Origin of the sequence: Flavobacterium sp. TR2 (assembly GCF_025252405.1) — a bacterium.
Lineage (GTDB): Bacteria > Bacteroidota > Bacteroidia > Flavobacteriales > Flavobacteriaceae > Flavobacterium.
Genome location: NZ_CP104307.1, coordinates 1,331,252 through 1,353,066, shown reverse-complemented (window position 1 = coordinate 1,353,066; position 21,815 = coordinate 1,331,252). Strand labels below are relative to the sequence as shown.

Below are 21,815 nucleotides of genomic sequence, written 5' to 3'. Positions count from 1 at the left end.
TGAAAAAAATAATTCGTGTAATTCGTGGCAGAAAAACATTTCGTGGCAGAAAACATTTATTGAGTATATTTGTTTTTAGACCACAAATTTGCATATTTTGAAAAAAGCACTTCCAATCTTCTCTTATATACTGCATCCGATTTTTATATCGCTGTATGCTACCTTGTTTTACTTATTTTACAAAGACGATATTTTCAGCACAAACGAAAAATATTTTGTTCTAATCCAGATTTTGGTCATTAATATTATTGTGCCTGTCTTATTTTATTTACTCCTAAAATCGACTGGCCATGTAAAATCAATCATGCTGAGCCAGACTTCAGAACGAACCATTCCGCTTATTTTACAATGCTTTTTATATATTTTATTAGTCAAAAGAAGTATTGTCATTACTCGTTATCCAGAGCTTCATTTCTTTTTTCTCGCCGCATTGTTCAGTACCATTTTAGCATTGGTCTGCGTGCTTTTTAAGACAAAAGCAAGTCTGCATATGGTCGCTATTTCGGGTTTAACGATTTTTGTTATCGGGTTAAACATCCATCTTCAGCTGCATAATCCGTACTGGCCGGCTTTGCTTATTTTATTGTCGGGAATTGTGGCTTCATCGCGCTTAGAAATGAACGCGCATACTTCTAGAGAAATTTTAATTGGATTGTTTATCGGAATAATGCCCCAGCTTTTATTTTTATACCTGTGGCTATAAAATATAAAAGATCAATCCAGCATTTAAGGTTTTCATATTGATTTTTTCTCCATTTACAGTTGTTGCCGATTTAAACAAAGGGCTTAAACCATAATACACGTAAAGGTTCCATGTGTTGTATCCTGCTGCAAGATATGGCCCGTACTGAAATTTGTTAATACTTGGATTATTCTTGATTTTATATGTTTTTTCACCATCATCAAGAGTCGATGCATTCGAAAAAACATAGCTCAACTTTACACCACCATAAATGCGCCAAAATTTAGTGCTTTCATAAGTCGAATTACGCCATCTGAATTCGATTGGAAGGTCTACAGAATACTGTCGGTAACGATTGGAAACAAACTGACCATAATCGTTAACTCCGTATATTATCGATCCTGATCCGTCATTAGAAATAGTAAGATTCTGGTAATAGTTTTGATAGCTTAAGCCTAGACCTGCAGCAATAGCAACAGTTCTGGATTTATTGACTGGCATATCGCGCAAGAAACCTCCAGAAAGTCCTAAAGAAAATTTATTCTGTTTAAAATCAACAGGAATATCGGTAAACATATTATAGGTAACCGAAAAATAAAACTGATCTTCTCGATATAGAGAATCAATTTTTATAACTGGTTTTATCTCAGGCTTAACATCTTCTTGTGCAAAAGAGTTAAAGAAGGTGAGTAAAAATAAACAGCTAAAAATAATTCGCATATCGTGGTTTGGGTTTTAAAGGATAATTACAAATAAACGCTTTTTGAAGCACATTTATTTCACATACAAATATAATATAATGCTTTCTGCGGTAAAGCTATGAAGCAAAAATATTCTCATTTTGACTGCGAATAAAATTAATTGCTGCATTATTTCTAATAAATCAATTCGGTGAGACAAAAAATTAATCAATTTTCTTTTTATCTTTTATACCTTTGCAGAGCATGAAGAGAAAGCAGCTCATATTAAGTTTATCGTTTGCTGTCACAATATTGTTTTCGATATTGTTTCAGTCAATACATAGCTATGAGCATATTGTAAGACAGCTTTCAGAAAAACAATGCCATCATAACTATAATGATCCAAGTGGCGAAATAACACACCAGCATCATGATTATGAGGTTTGTTTTGTTTGTAATTTTGCCTTTGGAAGTTACATTGTCCCTGAAAGTTTTAGCTTTCAGTTCCATTCTTTTGATAAAGAAATCCCTTATTTCTTTTCGTTTACAGAGAAAATCTTTTCTGTTTCTGTTCATCCGTATTTCTTACGAGGCCCTCCTGCTGCTATAGTTTCTTAAGGTTCAATCTTGCGAAAAAAACATTTCTTTTAATTTAAAATTCAAAAAAAAACATTGAGTTTCCTAATCCTATTTTACATCAATTAGGATCAGAATGCTTTGCTGTTTGTTTTGGTTTTCATTCAAAGAAAAAATCAATTTAACTATAGCATCATTTTCAAAATGAAAAAACTTATAATTGCCCTTATTTTAGGGTTCTCGAGCATACTTACTGCTCAAAATTCGGTTTCGGGAACTGTAACCGACAATCAAAATCAGCCATTGCCTGGGGTTTCCGTTTATGCGCCCGAGTTGCATAAAGGAACAACAACAGATGCCAACGGAAAATATGAATTGAATAATCTCCCAAATGGAAGTCTGCGCATTGCTTTTACATATGTTGGATATGCCAATCAAAATAAAACCATCGTAAAACTGCTAAAGCAAAATACGCTGGACATTATTCTTGAAGAATCTGTTTTAGAAATGGACGAAGTAGTGGTTTCAACTCCTTTCAACAAATTGCAATCGCAAAACGTCATGAAAATTGAGCATGAAAGCATTAAAACATTGCAGCAAAAAGGAACCTCAACTTTAATTGAAGGTTTAGCGACAATTCCTGGAGTTTCTCAGATTTCAACAGGAACTTCTATTGGAAAACCAGTAATTCGCGGACTTAGCGGTAATCGTGTTTTGGTTTATTCTCAAGGAGTTCGCATTGAAAATCAGCAGTTTGGAGACGAACATGGTTTAGGCTTAAATGATGCCGGGATTGAAAGTGTCGAAGTAATTAAAGGCCCTGCATCTTTATTGTACGGCTCTGATGCTTTAGGAGGCGTTTTATATTTCAACCCTGAAAAATTTGCTGACGCGGGCGATTTTAAAGCCAATTTCAGCCAAAAATATTTCACCAATACAGAAGGAAGCAATTCTTCCATCGGATTAAAAACTTCTACCGAGAACTGGAAGTTTTTAGCACGAGGAAGCTACAACACGCATTCTGACTACAAAATAGCTGGCGGAGATCGAGTAACAAACTCACGTTACAACGAAACTGATTTTAAAACTGGAATTGGGTACAGCAATTCGAGTTTCTCAAGTGTTTTACGATACAACTACAACAAATTAGACATCGGAATTCCAGAAGATGGAATTGCGGCACAATCTTCAAGCAAAGACACTCAATTTCCGAGACAAGGAATTTTCAATCATTTATTGAGCTTAAACAATGTGATCTTTTTTGAAAATTCAAAATTGGATGTCGATTTAGGCTATATTGCTAATGACCGAAGCGAATTTGAAGACAGCAATGAGGCTTCTCTACACATGAAATTGAACACTTTCAATTATAATGCAAAATACCATTTCCCGAAATTCGGAAAAATCGAAACTATTTTAGGAATTCAGGGAATGCATCAGACGAATAAAAATTCTGGCGAAGAATATTTAATTCCAGATGCCACAACCAACGATTTTGGAGTTTTTGGAACGGCAAATTACGAGTGGGACAACAGTGTCATTCAAGCAGGATTGCGTTTTGACAATAGGAACATTACTTCTATCGCTCACGGAACTGAAGGTGAAGAAGGATATTTTCAGGCTTTAGACCGTTCTTTTGACAGCTTTAATGCTTCTTTGGGCTACAAAACTAAATTGGCAGAACCATTAACGCTTCGTTTAAATGTTGCCACTGGATTTAGAGCGCCAAACTTGGCCGAATTAACTTCAAACGGGGTTCACGAAGGAACGAATCGCTACGAAATTGGAAATGCAAATCTAAAAACAGAACAAAATGTTCAGACCGATTTAAACTTAGAATACAAAAATACCCATTTCGAGTTTTTCATAAACGGATTCTATAATCACGTAAACAATTACATCTACACTTCGCCAACTGGAGAAGTTTTAGATGATAATGATGTTTTTGCCTATGTTCAGGACAATGCGCAATTGTACGGAGGTGAGGTTGGCTTGCACTTTCATCCTCACCCGTTAGATTGGCTGCATTTTGAAACCAGTTTTGAAACGGTTACAGGCAAAAAAGAAAATAAAGATTATTTGCCTCTAATTCCCGCAAACAATTGGAATAACACGCTTAGAACTGAATTTAACATCAAAAATTGGCTAAGCGAAGGTTTTGCTTCTTTGAATGTTTCCTCAACTTTCAGTCAAGACAATGTGAGCGGTTTCGAAACGGCTTCTAAAGGATATACTTTGGTAAATTTAGGTTTTGGAGGAACAGTAAAACTTGGAAAAACGGCTTTTGACATTAACCTAAACGGAAACAATTTATTTGATAAAAAATATATTGCACACCTTTCTCGATTAAAAACAGACGGCATTCCTAATATTGGAAGAAATATCGTTTTGGGAGTTAACTTCAACTTATAATTTTTTAACCATATAAGTTATCTAAGTTCATTTAGTTTCCATTTAACTAATATTTACTTATATGGCTTGTATGGTTTATTTTTTTCACAACAAAAAATGCTATTTTTGTTATAACAGATAAAAACTAACTATGAAAAAAACATTTTTATTAATGGCAATTACAACCGTAGGAATATCATTTGGGCAAGGCAAAATGCAATATCCGCAAACTAAAAAAGGAGAAACTGTCGATGTTTACTTTGATTCCAAAATAAGCGATCCTTACCGTTGGTTAGAAGATGACAAATCTGCCGAAACTGGTGCGTGGGTAAAAGCTCAAAACGAAGTTACTTATGCTTATTTAGATAAAATTCCGTTTCGCAACGAACTTAAAAAGCGAATGGAAGAACTTTGGAACTACGAAAAAATTGGAGCTCCATCCAAAGAAGGAAAATTTACTTATTATTCAAAAAATAACGGCCTTCAAAATCAATCTGTTGTTTATAGAAAAGATGAAAATGGCAAAGAAGAGATTTTCTTAGACCCTAATACCTTCTCAAAAGACGGGACAACTTCTCTTGGCGGACTTGATTTTTCTGAGGACGGAAGCAAAGCTGCTTATGCAATCTCAGAAGGTGGAAGTGACTGGAGAAAAGTAATCATCATTGATGCACTTTCTAAAAAAGTTTTAGAAGATACTTTGGTTGACATAAAATTCAGCGGTATCTCTTGGCACGGAAATGAAGGTTTTTACTACTCTAGTTATGATAAGCCAAAAGGAAGTGAATTGTCTGCAAAAACAGATCAGCACAAATTATATTTTCACAAATTGGGAACTTCTCAAAAAGACGATAAAGTGATTTTTGGCGCTGACCAGAAAAGAAGATACGTGGGCGGATATGTTACTGAAGACAACCGTTACTTGGTAATTACAGCTGCGAACTCGACTTACGGGAATGAATTATACATCAAAGACCTGACTAAAGCCAATAGCCCGATTGTTACAATCGTTGACAACTTTAACAGCGACAGTAATATTATCGACAACCAAGGCAGCAAATTGTTTATAGAAACCGATTTTAATGCTCCCAACAAACGTATTGTAACTGTTGATGCTGCAAATCCGAAACCTGAAAACTGGAAAGATTTTATTAAAGAAACCAAAGACATTTTATCGCCTTCAACTGGTGCCGGCTATTTCTTTGCTAATTACACCAAAGATGCAGTGTCATTTGTACAGCAATATGATTACAACGGGAAATTAGTGCGTGAAATTAAACTTCCTGCTGTTGGAACTGCAGGCGGATTTAGCGGTAAAAAAGCAGATAAAATTTTGTACTACAGCTTTGCCAATTATACAACTCCAGGAAGCATTTATTCTTTGGAACCAAAAACTGGGAAATCTGAAATCTATCAAAAACCAAAAGTAGATTTCAAAAGTGAAGATTACGAGTCTAAACAAGTTTTCTACACTTCAAAAGACGGCACAAAAGTTCCGATGATTATTACCTATAAAAAAGGAACAAAATTAGACGGGAAAAACCCAACTATTCTTTACGGATATGGCGGATTCAATATTAGCTTAACGCCAAGTTTCAGCATTGCTAATGCTGTTTGGATGGAAAACGGCGGAGTTTACGCAGTTGCTAACTTAAGAGGCGGCGGCGAATACGGAAAAAAATGGCACGATGCAGGAACAAAAATGCAAAAACAAAATGTATTTGACGATTTTATCGCTGCAGCAGAATATTTAATTGCTCAAAAATATACATCTTCTGATTATTTGGCTATTCGCGGAGGATCTAACGGAGGCTTATTGGTTGGCGCAACTATGACTCAGCGTCCAGATTTAATGAAAGTGGCATTACCTGCAGTTGGCGTTATGGATATGCTTCGTTACAATGCGTTCACAGCAGGCGCAGGATGGGCTTTTGATTACGGAACAGCTCAAGACAGCAAAGAAATGTTCGAATACTTAAAAGGATATTCTCCTGTTCACAATGTAAAAAAAGGAACACATTATCCTGCAACAATGGTAACTACAGGAGATCACGACGATCGTGTAGTTCCTGCACACAGTTTTAAATTCGCATCTGAATTGCAGGAAAAACAAACAGGAGAAAACCCTGTTTTAATTAGAATTGATGTAAAAGCTGGACATGGAGCAGGAAAATCTGTTGCGGCTACCATTCAAGAAAATGTAGACATTCAGGCTTTCACGCTTTACAATATGGGTTTTAAAGCTTTACCGAAAAAGTAAGACTTTAAGCTGAAAATTTTTTAAGCCACGAATTCACGAATTATTCTGTGAATATCGTGGCTTTTATTTTATCATAAATTACACGAAACAATCTCTCACGCAGATTTTGCAGATTACGCTGATTTAAAATTAAACTCCATTCCATATACTAAAATCTTTTGTCCTGATAGCTATTGGCAACGTGAAATAAATTCGCACAATTCGATACAGAATTTTTAACCATGCAGATTAAAATAAATTCGTGAATTCGTAGCTAACTTTTTTCTGTTTATCATTTGTCTCTCGCAGATTTTGTAGATTACGCTGATTCTATTTGTAAAAATCTGCTTTATCTGCACAATCTGCGTGAAAAAATAATTCGTGGAAATTCGTGCAATTCGTGGCAAACCTTTTTTAAATTTGAAAAACCTAAAACTTACACAATGGAAATTATAAAATGGGGAATTATTGGCTGCGGGAATGTGACCGAAGTAAAAAGCGGTCCAGCGTTTCAAAAAGCGCCAAATTCTGCTCTAGTGGCCGTTATGCGAAGAGATGCGACTCTTGCTGAAGATTACGCAAAACGCCACAACGTTCCGAAATGGTATTCAAATGCCGAAGATCTAATAAATGATCCAGAAGTTAACGCTGTTTATATTGCCACTCCTCCATCTTCTCATAAAGAATATACCATTTTATGCGCTAAAGCCGGAAAACCAGTTTATGTTGAAAAACCGATGGCCTTAACTTTTGAAGAATGCAACGAAATGATCAATGCCTGCAAAGAGCATAATGTTCCGTTATTTGTGGCTTATTACAGAAGAGCTTTGCCTCGTTTTTTAAAAATAAAAGAAATTATTGACCAAGGACAATTGGGAAACATCAGACACGTTAATTGTGTTTTATATCATCCTTTTGAAGCCCGTTACGATGATGAAATTAATCTCCCGTGGACTGTTTTACCGCATATTTCAGGAGGTGGAATTTTCGTTGATTTGGCTTGCCATACTCTAGATTTTCTTGATTTTGTTTTAGGTCCGATAAAATCTGTTCGCGGACACGCAACTTCTCAATTAATGGCTTACCCAGCCGAAGATGCCGTTTCGATGTCATTTTTATTTGAAAACGGAATTCACGGTTCGGGAATTTGGAATTTTGCAAGTTTTGAACGTTACGATAATACAGAAATTGTGGGAGATAAAGGAAAAATCTCCTTTTCTACTTTTGGAAATGATCCGTTGCATATTCAATATGCAAATGGAGAAAAAGAAACCATTACCATAGAAAATCCATTACATATTCAGCAGCCGTTTATAGAAACTGTTATTGCTGAATTATTAGGAAAAGAAGATGCTTCTCCTTCTAAAGGAATTTCTGGCGCCAGAACGACTTGGGTTATTGATCAAGTTTTGAAAGAATTTAGAGATTCTAAATAAAGTATTGTCACTCTGAGCGAAGTTGAAGAGCGAGTACTATTTACACAATATTGTCATTCCGAGGAACGAAACAAAAAAAAGAGGATATTCTTTCGAATATCCTCTTTTTGTAAACTATAAACTATAAAAAAAATCGGAAAATTATAGGCTGTATTTTACACCTAATGTTAATCCTAAACCAGAAATACCAACATAAGAGCTTAACTCATCCATTTTATCATTTGGTCTAGTTGTATCTGCTGTATCTGGTGTTGCAGTGTTTGGATTAAACAACACATTATTAGAATTTACATCTAATTTCTTGTGATAGTTTGTATATCTCTGTGATGTATTTCTAGTTGCTAATGCATCTTGCCCATTTACTGTATATTCTGTAGTTTCTTTTGTCTTACCATGAACAGTAAAGTTACGGTATTCTAACTCTGCAAAAGCAGAAATGTGTTTTCCTAATTTATAAGATGTTCCTAACGCTGCCATAAATCCAATTGTTGGATTTGGTTTTACCACATCTTTTGAATAAATATTGTTTTTAGCTACTTGATTAGCACCCACATAAGTTAAAAGCTCTCTATCTGTTTTAATATCTAATGTACCGTGAATTGGCACAATAACTCCAACTTTAGTATACGGTTCAAAACCATGGGCATCACCTAAAAACATTACAACAGAAGGCGCTAAATCAAATGCCTTGATTTGTCCGTCAGCTGTAAAACTAATATATGTAGCAGCAGTAGTAGCTGGATCGTATCCATAAAGTCTATTTGTTGTTTGTGCCATTGTTTTACTATTACTGATATAATAGTTTGCAGACATCTCAACTCCTAAACGAGTAGAAAAACGGTAACCAGCAGTAATACCACTTCTGAAACCTTGTCCAAAAGATCCTGTAATACTTTCTCTTGAAACCAATTTATTGTTAGTTAAAGCACCTGAATAAACATCTCTGTTTGGTGCCTGTCCTCCCACTTCTGGAAACTCAGTAGAAGCAGTTTGGTTAAAATACGATCCTCCTAGTTTAAAATACCAGCTCTCTGGTTTTTCAGCTTTTTCTGTCTGCGCCACTGTCGCCATTGAGCAAACTAACAATCCTAATAAAAATAGGTTCTTTTTCATAATTTTGATTTATTGATTAGTACAAACATAGAATATTTTAACACATTCTTATCGTTTGTAAAGTTAGACTTGGAACGAAAACGTTGTAATTTTGGGCAATATTACTAAAAAAGTATTATGCACGCATATTTTTAACATAAAAAATTAACATCTGTTTAAATTTTAACTGTTAAATTTTTAGTTCAATTTAAAATTAATCTGCATTTTCTCCAGTTCCTGCAATAATTCAGCTGAAATTTTAACCTTCAAGCGGCGGCTAGGCATGGTTAATTTGGTCACCACTTTTATTTCTTCAACCTCATTTACCTGTTGTATTTTTGTATCCTCAGTCGCACCATCTTCATTTTCATTTTCTCCTTCAAAAACCGCATCATCGGCTTCAAAATCTGTTGGAGTTTCCACCTCAACCAATCGTTTTATTTTTTCTAGTTCCATGATTTCAAAAGTCACAGAATTCTCTCCTTTATTTTCAGCAAATAAACGACTCAGTTTATGAATAAATTCAGGATGAAGATCTTTAATATTCAGCAAAAGAATTAGCTTTTTAGCGAAAGCTTCCAGAATATCCTGCAATTGGCGAATCTCGACAAACTGCATTCTAGGATCTGATTTTTTACCTGTATCATGATTTACCCAACCATCTTTAATCATTATTTTCAAAAAGGCAAAATTGTTCTGAATTAAGAAATGGCGGAATTTTAAATATTCCTCACCAAAAATCTTAAACTCATAACTCTCATCATACCCTTCTAAATTGAATGCCGCCCATCCTTTTCCATTTTTGGCCACACGATGCTGAACGTTATTGATAATTCCTGCAAACATTAAGTTTTTCCCAACATATTCGTTCATGCTTTTCAGCGATTCTAGACGAGAATTGCAGAAATATTTCATCTCGAACCTAAAATCATCAAGCGGATGTCCAGAAATATAGATTCCGACAACTTCTTTTTCTTTGGCTAGTTTTTCCATGGTGCTCCAGTCTTCGCAAGGCGGAACAACCGGTTCTGCAATTTGAACTTCACTGGTTTCTCCAAATAAACTTACCTGAGACGAGTTTTCATTTTCCTGAAACTTCGACCCGTAGCGCATTGCCTTTTCGTAGAAAGTAATTCCGTCGCCATCATCGTGGAAATATTGTGCTCTTGTAGTTCCTTCAAAAGAATCAAAACCTCCCGCTAATGCTAAATTCTCTATCGCTTTTTTGTTAGCTGCACGCAAATCAATTCGCTTCGCTAGATCAAAAATTGATTTATATCTTCCGTCTTTTCTGTTTTCTACAATGGTTTCAACAGCTCCCGAACCAACGCCTTTAATCGCCCCCATTCCAAAACGAACGGCATAATCGTCATTTACAGTAAATTTATAGTACGATTCATTTACACATGGTCCTAGAACCTGTAAGCCCATACGTTTACATTCTTCCATGAAGAACGAAACCTGTTTGATATCGTTCATGTTATTTGAAAGAACCGCTGCCATATATTCAGCAGGATAGTGCGCTTTCAAGTAAGCCGTTTGATACGCAATCCAAGCATAGCAAGTCGAGTGCGATTTGTTGAAGGCGTAACTCGCAAAGGCTTCCCAGTCTTTCCAGATTTTCTCTAGAATCTTGGCATCGTGACCTTTTGCTGCGGCTTGTTCAACAAACTTCGGCTTCATTTTGTCTAGTACGTCTTTTTGTTTCTTACCCATCGCTTTACGCAAGACGTCGGCCTCACCCTTTGTAAATCCTGCCAAAGACTGAGACAAAAGCATTACCTGCTCTTGGTAAACCGTAATTCCGTAGGTTTCTGACAAATACTCAGCGCAGGCATCTAAATCGTATTTGATTTCTTCGTCGCCATTTTTTCTTCGAACGAAAGATGGAATATACTCCAAAGGCCCCGGACGATAAAGTGCGTTCATGGCAATTAAATCTCCAAAAACCGTTGGCTTCAGATCTTTCATGTATTTCTGCATTCCGGGCGACTCGTATTGGAAGATTCCAACCGTTTCACCTCTTTGGAAAAGAGCATACGTTTCTTCATCATCGATTGGAAAAGTATCTGGATTCAGTTCAATTCCTGTTCTATATTTTACCAGTTTTACGGTATCTTTTATCAGCGTAAGGGTCTTTAAACCCAAGAAGTCCATTTTCAGCAATCCGGCACTTTCTGCAACCGAGTTGTCAAACTGTGTTACATATAAATCCGAATCTTTTGCTGTTGTTACGGGAACGTAATTCGTAATATCCGATGGCGTAATGATTACCCCGCAGGCATGAATTCCCGTGTTACGCATCGATCCTTCTAGGATTTTTGCTTGCTGAATAGTTTCTCCTGCCAAATCATCTTCGTTGGCAATCGCGATTAATTCTTTTACATTGTCAAATTCGTCAGAACGAAGCGCTTTTTTAACCTCTTCTTCGCTTTCAGAAATAAAACGAGCCAGATTCCATTTTGACGGCATCATACCCGGAATCAGTTTGGCAATTCTATCGGCTTCAAATAACGGCAAATCCAGTACACGAGCCGTATCACGAATCGCCGATTTGGTTGCCATTTTACCATAAGTGATAATCTGTGCTACCTGTTTTTGACCGTATTTATTGATTACGTATTCCATTACACGTCCACGACCCTCATCATCAAAGTCAATATCAATATCGGGCATCGATACACGGTCTGGGTTTAGGAAACGCTCAAAAAGCAAGTCATATTTAATAGGGTCAATATTGGTAATTCCGAGACAGTACGCAACGGCTGAACCCGCTGCAGAACCACGCCCTGGCCCTACAGATACGTCCATTTTTCTTGCTTCGGCGATAAAATCCTGTACAATTAAGAAATAACCTGGATAACCGGAGTTCGAAATTGTCATTAACTCAAAATCAAGTCGCTCCTGAATCGATTCGGTAATTTCGCCATATCTTCTTTTGGCACCTTCCATTGTAAGGTAACGCAAATAAGCATTTTCACCACGAACTCCATTGTCTTTTTCATCTTCAGGGTCAACAAATTCGTCAGGAATTTCGAATTTCGGAAGCAATACATCTCGGTAAAGCGAATATCCTTCAACCTTATCAATAATTTCCTGAATATTGATAATGGCTTCTGGCAAATCAGCAAAGAGTTTTTTCATCTCATCTTGCGACTTGAAATAATACTCCTGATTTGGAAGTCCGTAACGGTAACCGCGTCCGCGACCAATTGGTGTTGCCTGTTTCTCACCATCTTTTACACACAATAAAATGTCGTGTGCGTTGGCATCTTCTTTATTTAAATAGTAAGTATTATTAGTTGCAATTAATTTAACGTTGTGTTTTTTCGAAAACTCAATCAGTGTTTTGTTGACACGATTTTCATCTTCCTGATTGTGGCGCATAACTTCTAGATAGAAATCTTCGCCAAATTGTTCCTTCCACCAAATCAACGCTTCTTCTGCTTGGTTTTCACCAATATTCAGAATTTTACTCGGAATTTCTCCGTATAAATTCCCAGACAAAACCATAATGTCGCCTTTGTATTGCTCCACAATCTTGCGGTCAATTCTCGGCACATAGTAGAATCCATCTGTATAAGCAATCGAAGCCATTTTGGCCAAGTTATGATAACCTGCTTTATTTTTAGCCATCAAAACAACCTGATAACCGTTGTCTTTTTTACTTTTATCTAAGTGATTGTCACAGATATTAAATTCACAGCCTACGATTGGTTTAACTTCAGTTTCTGTTGGTTCTTCTCCAGCTTCAACCAGAGCTTTGTTTTTTCCAGACGCTGCTTTATTGTGATTCATAACGGCGCTCACAAAATGGAAAGCTCCCATCATGTTTCCAGTATCTGTCATAGCAACGGCCGGCATTCCGTTTTTGGCTGCAGCAGCTACAATATTTCCAATTCCGATAGTCGATTGAAGTACCGAAAACTGCGTATGATTGTGCAAATGTGCAAATTTTGCCGCTTTAAAATCAGCTTTATCTTCTTCTGAAACAACATTTTGCGTATCTTCTCCAGCTAAAGCTTTAAGCTGTTCTCTGATTTTATCCGAAGCCGCTTTTAAATTGATGTGTTTTAAACCAATAAGCTTAAATGGCTCTGGGTTTCTCTCCTGAAAATCTTTGAAATATTCTTTCGGAACATCCAGCTCTTCTTTGGTGAAAACTTCTCTTCTAACCAATTCAAGGAAACAACGTGTAGTTGCCTCAACGTCGGCAGTTGCGTTGTGCGCTTCCGCGAATGGCTGATCGAAAAGATAGCTGTGCAACTCTGTCAATGTTGGAAGTTTGAATTTTCCTCCACGACCTCCCGGAAGCTGCAATAATGAAGCCGTAACTTCGGTACAGGTATCCAAAACTGGAATTGAAGCCATCGTAGAATCTACTCCCATTCTATGGAATTCGGCTCCCATAATATTAACGTCGAAACCTAAATTCTGTCCAACGATGAATTTGGTTTTGCTTAAAGCAATATTGAATTTCTCTAAAACTTCGGCCAAAGTGATTCCATCGGCTTCAGCCAATTCTGTCGAAATTCCGTGAATACGCTCGGCATCGTACGGAATGTTAAATCCGTCAGGCTTAACCAAATAATCCTGATGTTCGACAAGCTGTCCCATTTCGTCATGCAATTGCCAAGCAATTTGTATACAACGGGGCCAGTTGTCAGAATCGGTAATCGGGGCGTCCCAGCGTTTTGGTAATCCGGTTGTTTCGGTATCGAATATTAAATACATAGAATTGTAAAAGTCAAATTTTAAAGCTCCAAATTTCATATCTTTTACATCGTAAACTACTGACAACATGAAACATAGCAAAATACATAATGAAAAATGGAAGGAATTCAAATTTACACTTTTTTTAGGGAAATAATAAAGTGAAGTTGTTAACAAAAAGCACAATTAACATCGTTGTTCTTTAAACGTAAAAACAGCCAAATTTCATTCATTTTTTCTTAAAAAAATTCAATTCTTCATTTTGGATACTCATTGCTCCAAAATGAACACTTTTAAGCTGCAGTGTATCGTGAACTTTGCTTCATCAAATTATAACAATTAAAAAACAATAATCATGAAAACAATTTTTATCACAGGCGCATCATCAGGTTTAGGAAAAGCAACAGCAAAATTATTCCATGAAAAAGGATGGAATGTTATTGCAACCATGAGAAACCCTGAAAAAGAAACAGAACTTTCTCAATTAAAAAACATCACGCTATTGCCATTAGATGTCACCAATTATGATCAAATACAGGCAACAGTTCAAAAAGCGCTTGAAATCAGTGACATTGATATCGTTTTTAACAATGCCGGTTATGGCCTGATTGGTCCTTTGGAAAGCCTTTCTGATTCTCAAATCACCAAACAATTGGACACCAACTTATTGGGAGTAATTCGCGTTACAAATGCATTTATACCGTATTTCAGAGAAAGAAAAAATGGCTCGTTTATTTCAACGACTTCTATCGGCGGATTGATTGCTTTTCCTTTAGGATCAATCTATCACGCGACAAAATGGGGATTAGAAGGCTGGAGCGAAAGTATGGCCTACGAATTAAATCCGTTTGGAATAAATATTAAAACGGTTTCTCCAGGAGCAATCAAAACAGAATTCCTACACGGTTCTCTTGACACAAGCACTTTGCCCGAGTACAAAACAATGACCAATAAAATGTTTGGAAACGTTGATGTTATGTTTGAGATGGCATCGACTCCGGAACAAATTGCCGATGTCGTTTATGAAGCAGCAACAGATGGAAAAAACCAATTAAGATATGTTGCCGGTGAAGATGCAAAAGCGCTTTACAAACAAAGACTAGAAGTTGGTGATGAAGTTTTTCGTTCTGAATTTGGCAAACAATTTTTTGGAGAATAATAATTTCTGATGAAGCTATCCAAAAAGCATTTAACGCTTTTTTATTATGCTCCAGCAGAGCAAAATAGGTATAGAAATTCAATCATACGGATGGAAAAAAGCTCAAGCGGAGCGACATATTTATTGTAATGAATATGTCACTCTGCTGGAACTCCACTCTCGATAATAATTGCAATTTCTATACCTATTTCGCTTCTCCGAAGCTTTTTTTAGTCTCTCAAAATTTCATACTTTTATATAATGGAAAAGAAAAACTATAATCCGGCAAAAATCTCTTCTATATCGCAGTTTCACGATCTGCTTCGACTGCCAAAACCGCTTCATCCGATGGTGAGCTTGGTAGACAATACGCAGTTAATCATCAATGAAGATATTGCAAACCATGCCTTTTTACTCGATTTTTATAAAATCTCCTATAAGTTTTCTACCAAAGGAAAAATGGGATATGGCCAGGGTTATTATGATTTCACTGAAGGCGGACTCATGTTTGCTTCTCCCAGCCAATTAATTTTTACCGAAAATGAAGAAGGCGCTGAATACGGCGGTTATACACTTTTATTTCATCCCGATTTTATCCGAAATTATCCTTTAGGAAAAAGCATCAAAAAATACGGCTTCTTTTCTTATGACACCAATGAAGCTCTGCATCTTTCAGACAGCGAGAAAACAATTATTGTCGGATTATTGCAAAGCATCGACAACGAACTCAATACCGCTATACACGAAATGAGTCAGGATGTGATTGTTTCGTATATAGATGTTCTGCTGAATTATAGCAATCGTTTTTACAAACGCCAGTTCATTACCAGAAAAACGATCAGCCACGATTTATTATTGAAAGTTGAAAATACTCTGGACAACTATATCAGCAATGCAGAAACCTTAAAAAAAGGATTGCCTACCGTAGAATTTCTGGCTTCACAGATTAATGTTTCAAGCCATTATCTAAGCGATATGCTTCGGAACTTAACGGGACAAAACGCCCAACAGCATATTCATTCAAAATTAATTGAAAAGTCAAAAGATTTTCTGATTACGACCAATCTTTCGGTAGCAGAAATTGCTTATCAATTAGGTTTCGAATATCCTCAATCATTTAGCAAATTATTCAAAAAGAAAACTAGTCTGACTCCATTAGAGTTTAAAAATTCCCTGAATTAACTTTCAAAAACACTGTCTTCTAAAAATCAGTTTTTGCTTCAAAAAAACATAAAATTTCATAAAAATACACTTCTTGGATGTCGTAGTATTTTGGTATTTTATTGAATCTAAATAGCACCTGAAAAACTCCCAAAAAAGCTTCTAAAAATCTAAGAAACGCACTTTTTGAAAAGAAATCAAAACTAACAATTATTACTATTTTTATTCATTTTGTTAGATTTTTTTTCATCAAATACTTATATTTTATATTGATTTTGAGATAAATTTGCAAACTATTAAAACAAAAAACAAACTGGTAAAATTAAAGCCGAAAAAGGAAAAGCAAATACGTTTCTTTATCATTTTTCTTTCAAATTTCAGTCTGCAAAAGCCGTTTGGCAATTTGTAAATTAGTTTGGGTATCGTATATAATGAAATATCGAAATTGACGCTTTTTTATCTTTTTTTACTTTTGTTTTGCTATTATAATGAACAGGAAATTGCTGTGGTTATAGAAATTACAATTTAAAAAAATAAAAAATGAGTAAGACATTATTTGACAAAGTATGGGATTCACATGTTGTGCGTAAAATTGAAGATGGGCCAGATGTGTTTTTTATTGACCGCCATTTCATTCATGAGGTTACAAGTCCTGTTGCTTTTTTAGGATTAAAATCAAGAGGCGTTAATGTATTATATCCAGAACGTACTTTTGCAACTGCCGACCACAATACACCAACCATAAACCAACATTTACCAGTTCAAGATCCGCTTTCTGCAAACCAACTTAAAGCTCTTGAAGACAATGCAAACGAATACGGAATTTCGCACTGGGGATTAGGCCACCAAAAAAACGGAATTGTACACGTAGTTGGTCCTGAAAACGGAATTACTTTGCCAGGCGCTACTATTGTATGCGGTGATTCGCATACGTCTACTCACGGTGCTTTTGGAGCTATCGCTTTCGGTATCGGAACTTCTGAGGTTGAGATGGTGCTTTCTACTCAATGTATCATGCAGCCTAAACCAAAGAAAATGCGTATTAACGTAAACGGTCAATTAAGCAAAGGTGTTGGCCCAAAAGATGTTGCACTTTATATCATCTCTAAATTAACTACCTCTGGAGGAACTGGTTACTTCGTAGAGTACGCGGGTGATGTTTTTGAAAACATGACTATGGAAGGTCGTATGACTGTTTGTAATTTAAGTATCGAAATGGGTGCTCGTGGAGGAATGATTGCCCCTGACCAAACTACTTTCGATTTCCTTGAAGGAAGATTGTATGCTCCAAAAGGAGAAGCTTGGACAAAAGCTGTTGAATATTGGAAAACTTTAAAAACGGATGCTGATGCTGTGTTTGATGCGGAATTAAACATCAAAGCTGAAGACATCGAACCAATGATTACTTACGGTACAAACCCAGGAATGGGAATTGGTATCACAAAACATATTCCAAGTGCAAAAGAAGTTGAAGGCGGTGAAGAAACTTACAAAAAATCATTGGCTTACATGGGCTTCAATGAAGATGACGTAATGATCGGAAAACAAATCGACTACGTTTTCTTGGGAAGCTGCACAAACGGACGTATTGAAGATTTTAGAGCTTTCGCCGAAATTGTAAAAGGAAGAAAAAAAGCTGATAATGTTACCGCTTGGCTCGTTCCGGGTTCTCACGTTGTTGAAGCACAAATTAAAGAAGAAGGAATTTTAGACATTTTAACCGAAGCTGGTTTTGTATTACGCCAGCCTGGATGTTCTGCTTGTTTAGCAATGAACGACGATAAAGTTCCTGCTGGAAAATATGCAGTAAGTACGTCAAACAGAAACTTTGAAGGTCGTCAAGGTCCTGGCTCAAGAACGCTACTTGCTAGTCCAATTATGGCAGCAGCGGCAGCAGTTACAGGAAAACTAACAGATCCGCGCGAGCTATTTTAGATTGGAGATTTTAGATTTTAGATTTCTCACTTCGCGTAATCTTCATCTAAATTTCTTCAAATAAAATTGATTAACATTATTTAATACAAAACTATTTTAGATTCTAAGTTTAAGTTTTTCAAAAAGAAAATCTAAAATCTAATAATCTAAAATCTAAAATCTAAAATTCCAAAAAATGGCATACGATAAATTTAATATACTTACAAGCAGCGGTGTACCGTTGCCAATTGAGAACGTCGATACAGATCAAATCATTCCAGCTCGTTTCTTAAAAGCTACAAAACGTGAAGGTTTTGGAGACAATCTTTTCAGAGACTGGAGATACAATGGAGACGATACTCCAAAAGCAGATTTCGTTTTAAACAATCCTACATACAGCGGAAAAATCCTTGTGGGAGGAAAAAACTTCGGTTCTGGATCTTCTAGAGAGCACGCTGCTTGGGCAGTTTACGATTACGGATTCCGCGCTGTAGTTTCTAGCTTCTTTGCAGATATCTTCAAAGGAAACTGTTTGAATATTGGTGTTTTACCAGTACAAATCAGCCCTGAATTTTTAGCTAATATTTTCAAAGCTATTGAAGCTGATCCAAAAACAGAATTAGAAATCAATCTTCCAAACCAAACCATTACTTTGCTGTCAACTGGCGAGCAAGAATCTTTTGCTATTAACGGCTACAAAAAGAACAATTTAATTAATGGTTTTGATGACATTGATTATTTGCAAGACATGAAGGAAGACATTAAAGCTTTTGCTGATAAACTTCCTTACTAATAGAAATATCATTCAGTCTATTAGACCCGACAGGCTTCAAAACCTCTCGGGTCTTTCTAGAATAAATAGGGCGCGGATAAAACTGATTTGCTTTGCAAAGACGCAGAAAAAAAACAGATTTCTTTTTTTAGGCTAAAACAAAAATCCGCGTTTTCGCAAGGCGAATCCGTAAAATCAGCGTCAAAAATTAAAATCGGACATCAAATCCAACCCGTTAGAAATTAGAATATCAATATGGAAAAAAGAAAAATTGAAATAATGGATACGACGCTCCGTGATGGTGAACAAACCTCAGGGGTATCATTTTCTGCTGCAGAAAAACTGACCATTGCGCAATTGTTGCTGGAGGAATTAAATATTGATAGAATCGAAATTGCTTCTGCACGTGTGAGCGAAGGAGAATTTCAGGCCGTAAACGGCATTACTTCTTGGGCCGAGGAAAAAGGATATATCAACAGAATTGAAGTTTTGACGTTTGTTGATGGCGGAGTTTCAATTGACTGGATGAAAAAAGCCGGTGCCAAAGTGCAGAATTTGCTGACCAAGGGCTCAATGAACCATTTAACGCATCAATTAAAAAAAACTCCAGAACAGCATTTTTCTGAAATTGCTCAAATCATTGCTTTAGCAAAAGAAAATAATATTGAAACCAATGTTTATTTGGAAGACTGGAGCAACGGAATGCGAAATTCTCCCGATTATGTTTTTCAATTCCTAGATTTTTTAGCAACTCAGCCAATTAAAAGAGTTTTACTTCCTGATACTTTAGGCGTTTTAATTCCGTCTCTAACTTTTGAATTTATTTCGAAAATTAGAGCAAAATATCCCAGCATTCATTTTGATTTCCATGCTCATAACGATTACGACTTAAGTGTTGCCAATGTTATGGAAGCGATAAAAGCGGGAATCAACGGACTTCACGTAACAGTAAACGGAATGGGAGAACGCGCTGGAAACGCACCGCTTGAAAGTACTGTGGCGGTTATCAATGATTATATGCCAGAAGTAAATATCGGTATTAAAGAAACTTCATTATACTCTGTAAGCAAATTGGTTGAAACTTTTACGGGCTACAGAATTCCTGCAAACAAGCCAATTGTGGGCGACAACGTTTTTACGCAAACAGCCGGAATCCACGCTGATGGCGACAATAAAAACAATCTTTATTTTAATGACTTGCTTCCAGAACGTTTTGGAAGAAAAAGAAAATACGCTCTAGGAAAAACTTCAGGAAAAGCCAATATCGAGAAGAATCTTCAGGAATTAGGCTTAAAACTAAACAACGAAGATTTAAAATTGGTAACCCAAAGAATTATAGAATTGGGCGACAAAAAAGAAACAGTTACAAAAGAAGATCTTCCATACATTATTTCTGATGTTTTGGATAGCCATACTTACGAAGAAAAAATTACGATAAACTCTTATATGCTGGTGCATTCTAAAGGAATGCGCCCATCTACGACTTTATCTTTAAATTTAAACGGAGAAATAATCGAAGAAAATGCTCAGGGAGATGGTCAGTTTGATGCTTTTATGAATGCTTTATCCAAAATTTACAAAAGCAAAAAACTTACGCTTCCAAAATTGATCGATTATGCCGTGAGAATCCCGCCAGGAAGTAGTTCTGATGCGTTGTGCGAAACCATTATTACATGGGTCAACAACGGAAAAGAATTCAAAACCCGCGGTTTAGATTCGGACCAGACCGTTGCAGCGATTATTGCAACGCAGAAAATGTTAAACGTGATTACCGATTAGAGTTACAAAGGTTCAAAGCGGCAAAGGCGCAAAGGTTTTTACCTGCTTTTAAAACTTTGAACCTTTGAACCTTTGCCACTTTGAACCTTAAAATAATAAATACTTAAAAATGAAATTAAACATAGCCCTTTTAGCCGGAGACGGAATCGGACCAGAAGTAATAAATGAAGCTGTAAAAGTATCTGATGCTGTTGCAAAAAAGTTTGGACATGAAATCACTTGGAAACCAGCTTTAACTGGAGCTGCCGCAATTGATGCTGTAGGAGAACCTTATCCAGATTCAACACACGAAGTTTGTAAAAATGCTGATGCGGTTCTTTTTGGAGCAATCGGCCACCCTAAATATGATAACGATCCTTCTGCACCAGTACGTCCAGAACAGGGTTTATTAAAAATGCGTAAAGCATTAGGTTTGTTCGCAAACGTAAGACCAACTTTCACATTCCCATCTTTATTAGATAAATCTCCATTAAAAAGAGAAAGAATCGAAGGAACTGACTTAGTTTTCTTAAGAGAATTAACCGGCGGAATTTATTTCGGTGAAAAAGGAAGAAAAGACAACGGAGATACAGCTTACGACAACTGCGTTTACACAAGAGCTGAAGTGCAGCGTTTAGCTAAAAAAGGTTTTGAATTGGCCATGACCCGTTCTAAAAAATTATGCTGTGTTGATAAAGCAAACGTTTTGGAAACTTCTCGTTTATGGAGAGAAACTGTTCAAGCGATGGAAAAAGATTATCCAGAAGTTGAAGTGAGCTACGAGTTTGTTGACGCTGTAGCAATGCGCTTGGTTCAATGGCCAAACTCTTATGATGTATTGATTACTGAAAACTTATTTGGAGATATCTTAACAGATGAAGCTTCTGTCATTTCAGGCTCAATGGGACTAATGCCTTCTGCATCTATGGGAGCTGAAGTATCTTTATTTGAACCTATTCACGGCTCTTACCCACAAGCTACAGGATTAAACATTGCCAATCCGATGGCTACAATTTTATCTGCCGCTATGATGTTCGAAAACTTCGGATTGATGGAAGAAGGAAAAGCAATGAGAGACGCTGTAAACAAAGCTTTAGAAGCTGGAGTAGTTACAGAAGATTTAGCTAATGGAGGCAAAGCATACGGCACTAAGGAAGTTGGCGATTGGTTGGCTGCGAATGTATAATTTTGTTTCAAGTTTTATTTGTTTCAAGTTTCAGGTTTCACGCTGCTGAAAATAAAAACTTCTGATGTCACCCTGCG

General features: G+C 36.4%; 14 protein-coding genes. 11 read left to right on the top strand and 3 right to left on the bottom strand.

The features are described 5' to 3' along the window. Nucleotides 1-97: 97 nt before the first annotated feature. Nucleotides 98-703: a hypothetical protein gene (locus tag N4T20_RS06260; protein ID WP_260672221.1), complete on the top strand. Its 606-nt coding sequence runs from the start codon at nucleotides 98-100 to the stop codon at nucleotides 701-703. Here N4T20_RS06260 and N4T20_RS06255 read toward each other — a convergent pair. Continuing rightward, complete coding sequence (locus N4T20_RS06255) at nucleotides 698-1,402, bottom strand: porin family protein (RefSeq protein ID WP_260672220.1); 705 nt, start codon at nucleotides 1,400-1,402, stop codon at nucleotides 698-700. The genes N4T20_RS06260 and N4T20_RS06255 overlap by 6 nt on opposite strands. A 224-nt stretch (nucleotides 1,403-1,626) precedes the next feature. Here N4T20_RS06255 and N4T20_RS06250 point away from each other — a divergent pair, with 224 nt between their 5' ends. The 4 genes from N4T20_RS06250 to N4T20_RS06235 all read left to right on the top strand — a co-directional run bounded on the left by N4T20_RS06250 (nucleotide 1,627) and on the right by N4T20_RS06235 (nucleotide 8,004). Beyond that, nucleotides 1,627-1,980 (top strand): hypothetical protein, encoded by a 354-nt coding sequence (locus N4T20_RS06250; RefSeq protein WP_260672219.1) that lies wholly within the window; start codon nucleotides 1,627-1,629, stop codon nucleotides 1,978-1,980. Between the two features lie 162 nt (nucleotides 1,981-2,142). After that, entirely contained in the window at nucleotides 2,143-4,350 is a 2,208-nt protein-coding gene (locus tag N4T20_RS06245; protein WP_260672218.1) for a TonB-dependent receptor, read from the top strand. Between the two features lie 130 nt (nucleotides 4,351-4,480). Beyond that, on the top strand, nucleotides 4,481-6,589 hold the full coding sequence (locus N4T20_RS06240; protein WP_260672217.1) for a prolyl oligopeptidase family serine peptidase: 2,109 nt from the start codon (nucleotides 4,481-4,483) through the stop codon (nucleotides 6,587-6,589). 422 nt (nucleotides 6,590-7,011) lie between these two features. Then, a complete protein-coding gene (locus N4T20_RS06235) occupies nucleotides 7,012-8,004 on the top strand; it encodes a Gfo/Idh/MocA family protein (RefSeq protein ID WP_260672216.1) in 993 nt (330 codons plus the stop codon). 141 nt (nucleotides 8,005-8,145) lie between these two features. Here the strand turns inward: N4T20_RS06235 and N4T20_RS06230 are convergent, their stop codons facing one another. After that, on the bottom strand, nucleotides 8,146-9,117 hold the full coding sequence (locus N4T20_RS06230; RefSeq protein ID WP_260672215.1) for an outer membrane beta-barrel protein: 972 nt from the start codon (nucleotides 9,115-9,117) through the stop codon (nucleotides 8,146-8,148). 177 nt (nucleotides 9,118-9,294) lie between these two features. Further along, a complete protein-coding gene (gene dnaE, locus N4T20_RS06225) occupies nucleotides 9,295-13,830 on the bottom strand; it encodes a DNA polymerase III subunit alpha (protein ID WP_260672214.1) in 4,536 nt (1,511 codons plus the stop codon). A gap of 334 nt (nucleotides 13,831-14,164) precedes the next feature. Between dnaE and N4T20_RS06220 the strand changes: the two genes are divergently transcribed. The 6 genes from N4T20_RS06220 (at nucleotide 14,165) to leuB (ending at nucleotide 21,738) form a co-directional block, all read left to right on the top strand. After that, nucleotides 14,165-14,968 carry an SDR family oxidoreductase gene (locus N4T20_RS06220; RefSeq protein WP_260672213.1) on the top strand — a complete coding sequence of 268 codons (804 nt, stop codon included), beginning with the start codon at nucleotides 14,165-14,167 and terminating at the stop codon, nucleotides 14,966-14,968. Nucleotides 14,969-15,208: 240 nt separating this feature from the next. Further along, a complete protein-coding gene (locus N4T20_RS06215) occupies nucleotides 15,209-16,129 on the top strand; it encodes an AraC family transcriptional regulator (RefSeq protein ID WP_260672212.1) in 921 nt (306 codons plus the stop codon). Nucleotides 16,130-16,648: 519 nt separating this feature from the next. Next, on the top strand, nucleotides 16,649-18,043 hold the full coding sequence (gene leuC / locus N4T20_RS06210) for a 3-isopropylmalate dehydratase large subunit (RefSeq protein WP_260672211.1): 1,395 nt from the start codon (nucleotides 16,649-16,651) through the stop codon (nucleotides 18,041-18,043). A 175-nt stretch (nucleotides 18,044-18,218) separates the two neighbouring features. Next, nucleotides 18,219-18,815 (top strand): 3-isopropylmalate dehydratase small subunit, encoded by a 597-nt coding sequence (leuD, locus tag N4T20_RS06205; RefSeq protein WP_091490627.1) that lies wholly within the window; start codon nucleotides 18,219-18,221, stop codon nucleotides 18,813-18,815. Between the two features lie 234 nt (nucleotides 18,816-19,049). Next, entirely contained in the window at nucleotides 19,050-20,573 is a 1,524-nt protein-coding gene (locus tag N4T20_RS06200) for an alpha-isopropylmalate synthase regulatory domain-containing protein (RefSeq protein ID WP_260672210.1), read from the top strand. Nucleotides 20,574-20,682: 109 nt separating this feature from the next. Next, nucleotides 20,683-21,738, top strand: coding sequence for a 3-isopropylmalate dehydrogenase (leuB, locus tag N4T20_RS06195; RefSeq protein ID WP_111425943.1), 1,056 nt, complete (start codon nucleotides 20,683-20,685; stop codon nucleotides 21,736-21,738). Nucleotides 21,739-21,815 lie beyond the last annotated feature (77 nt).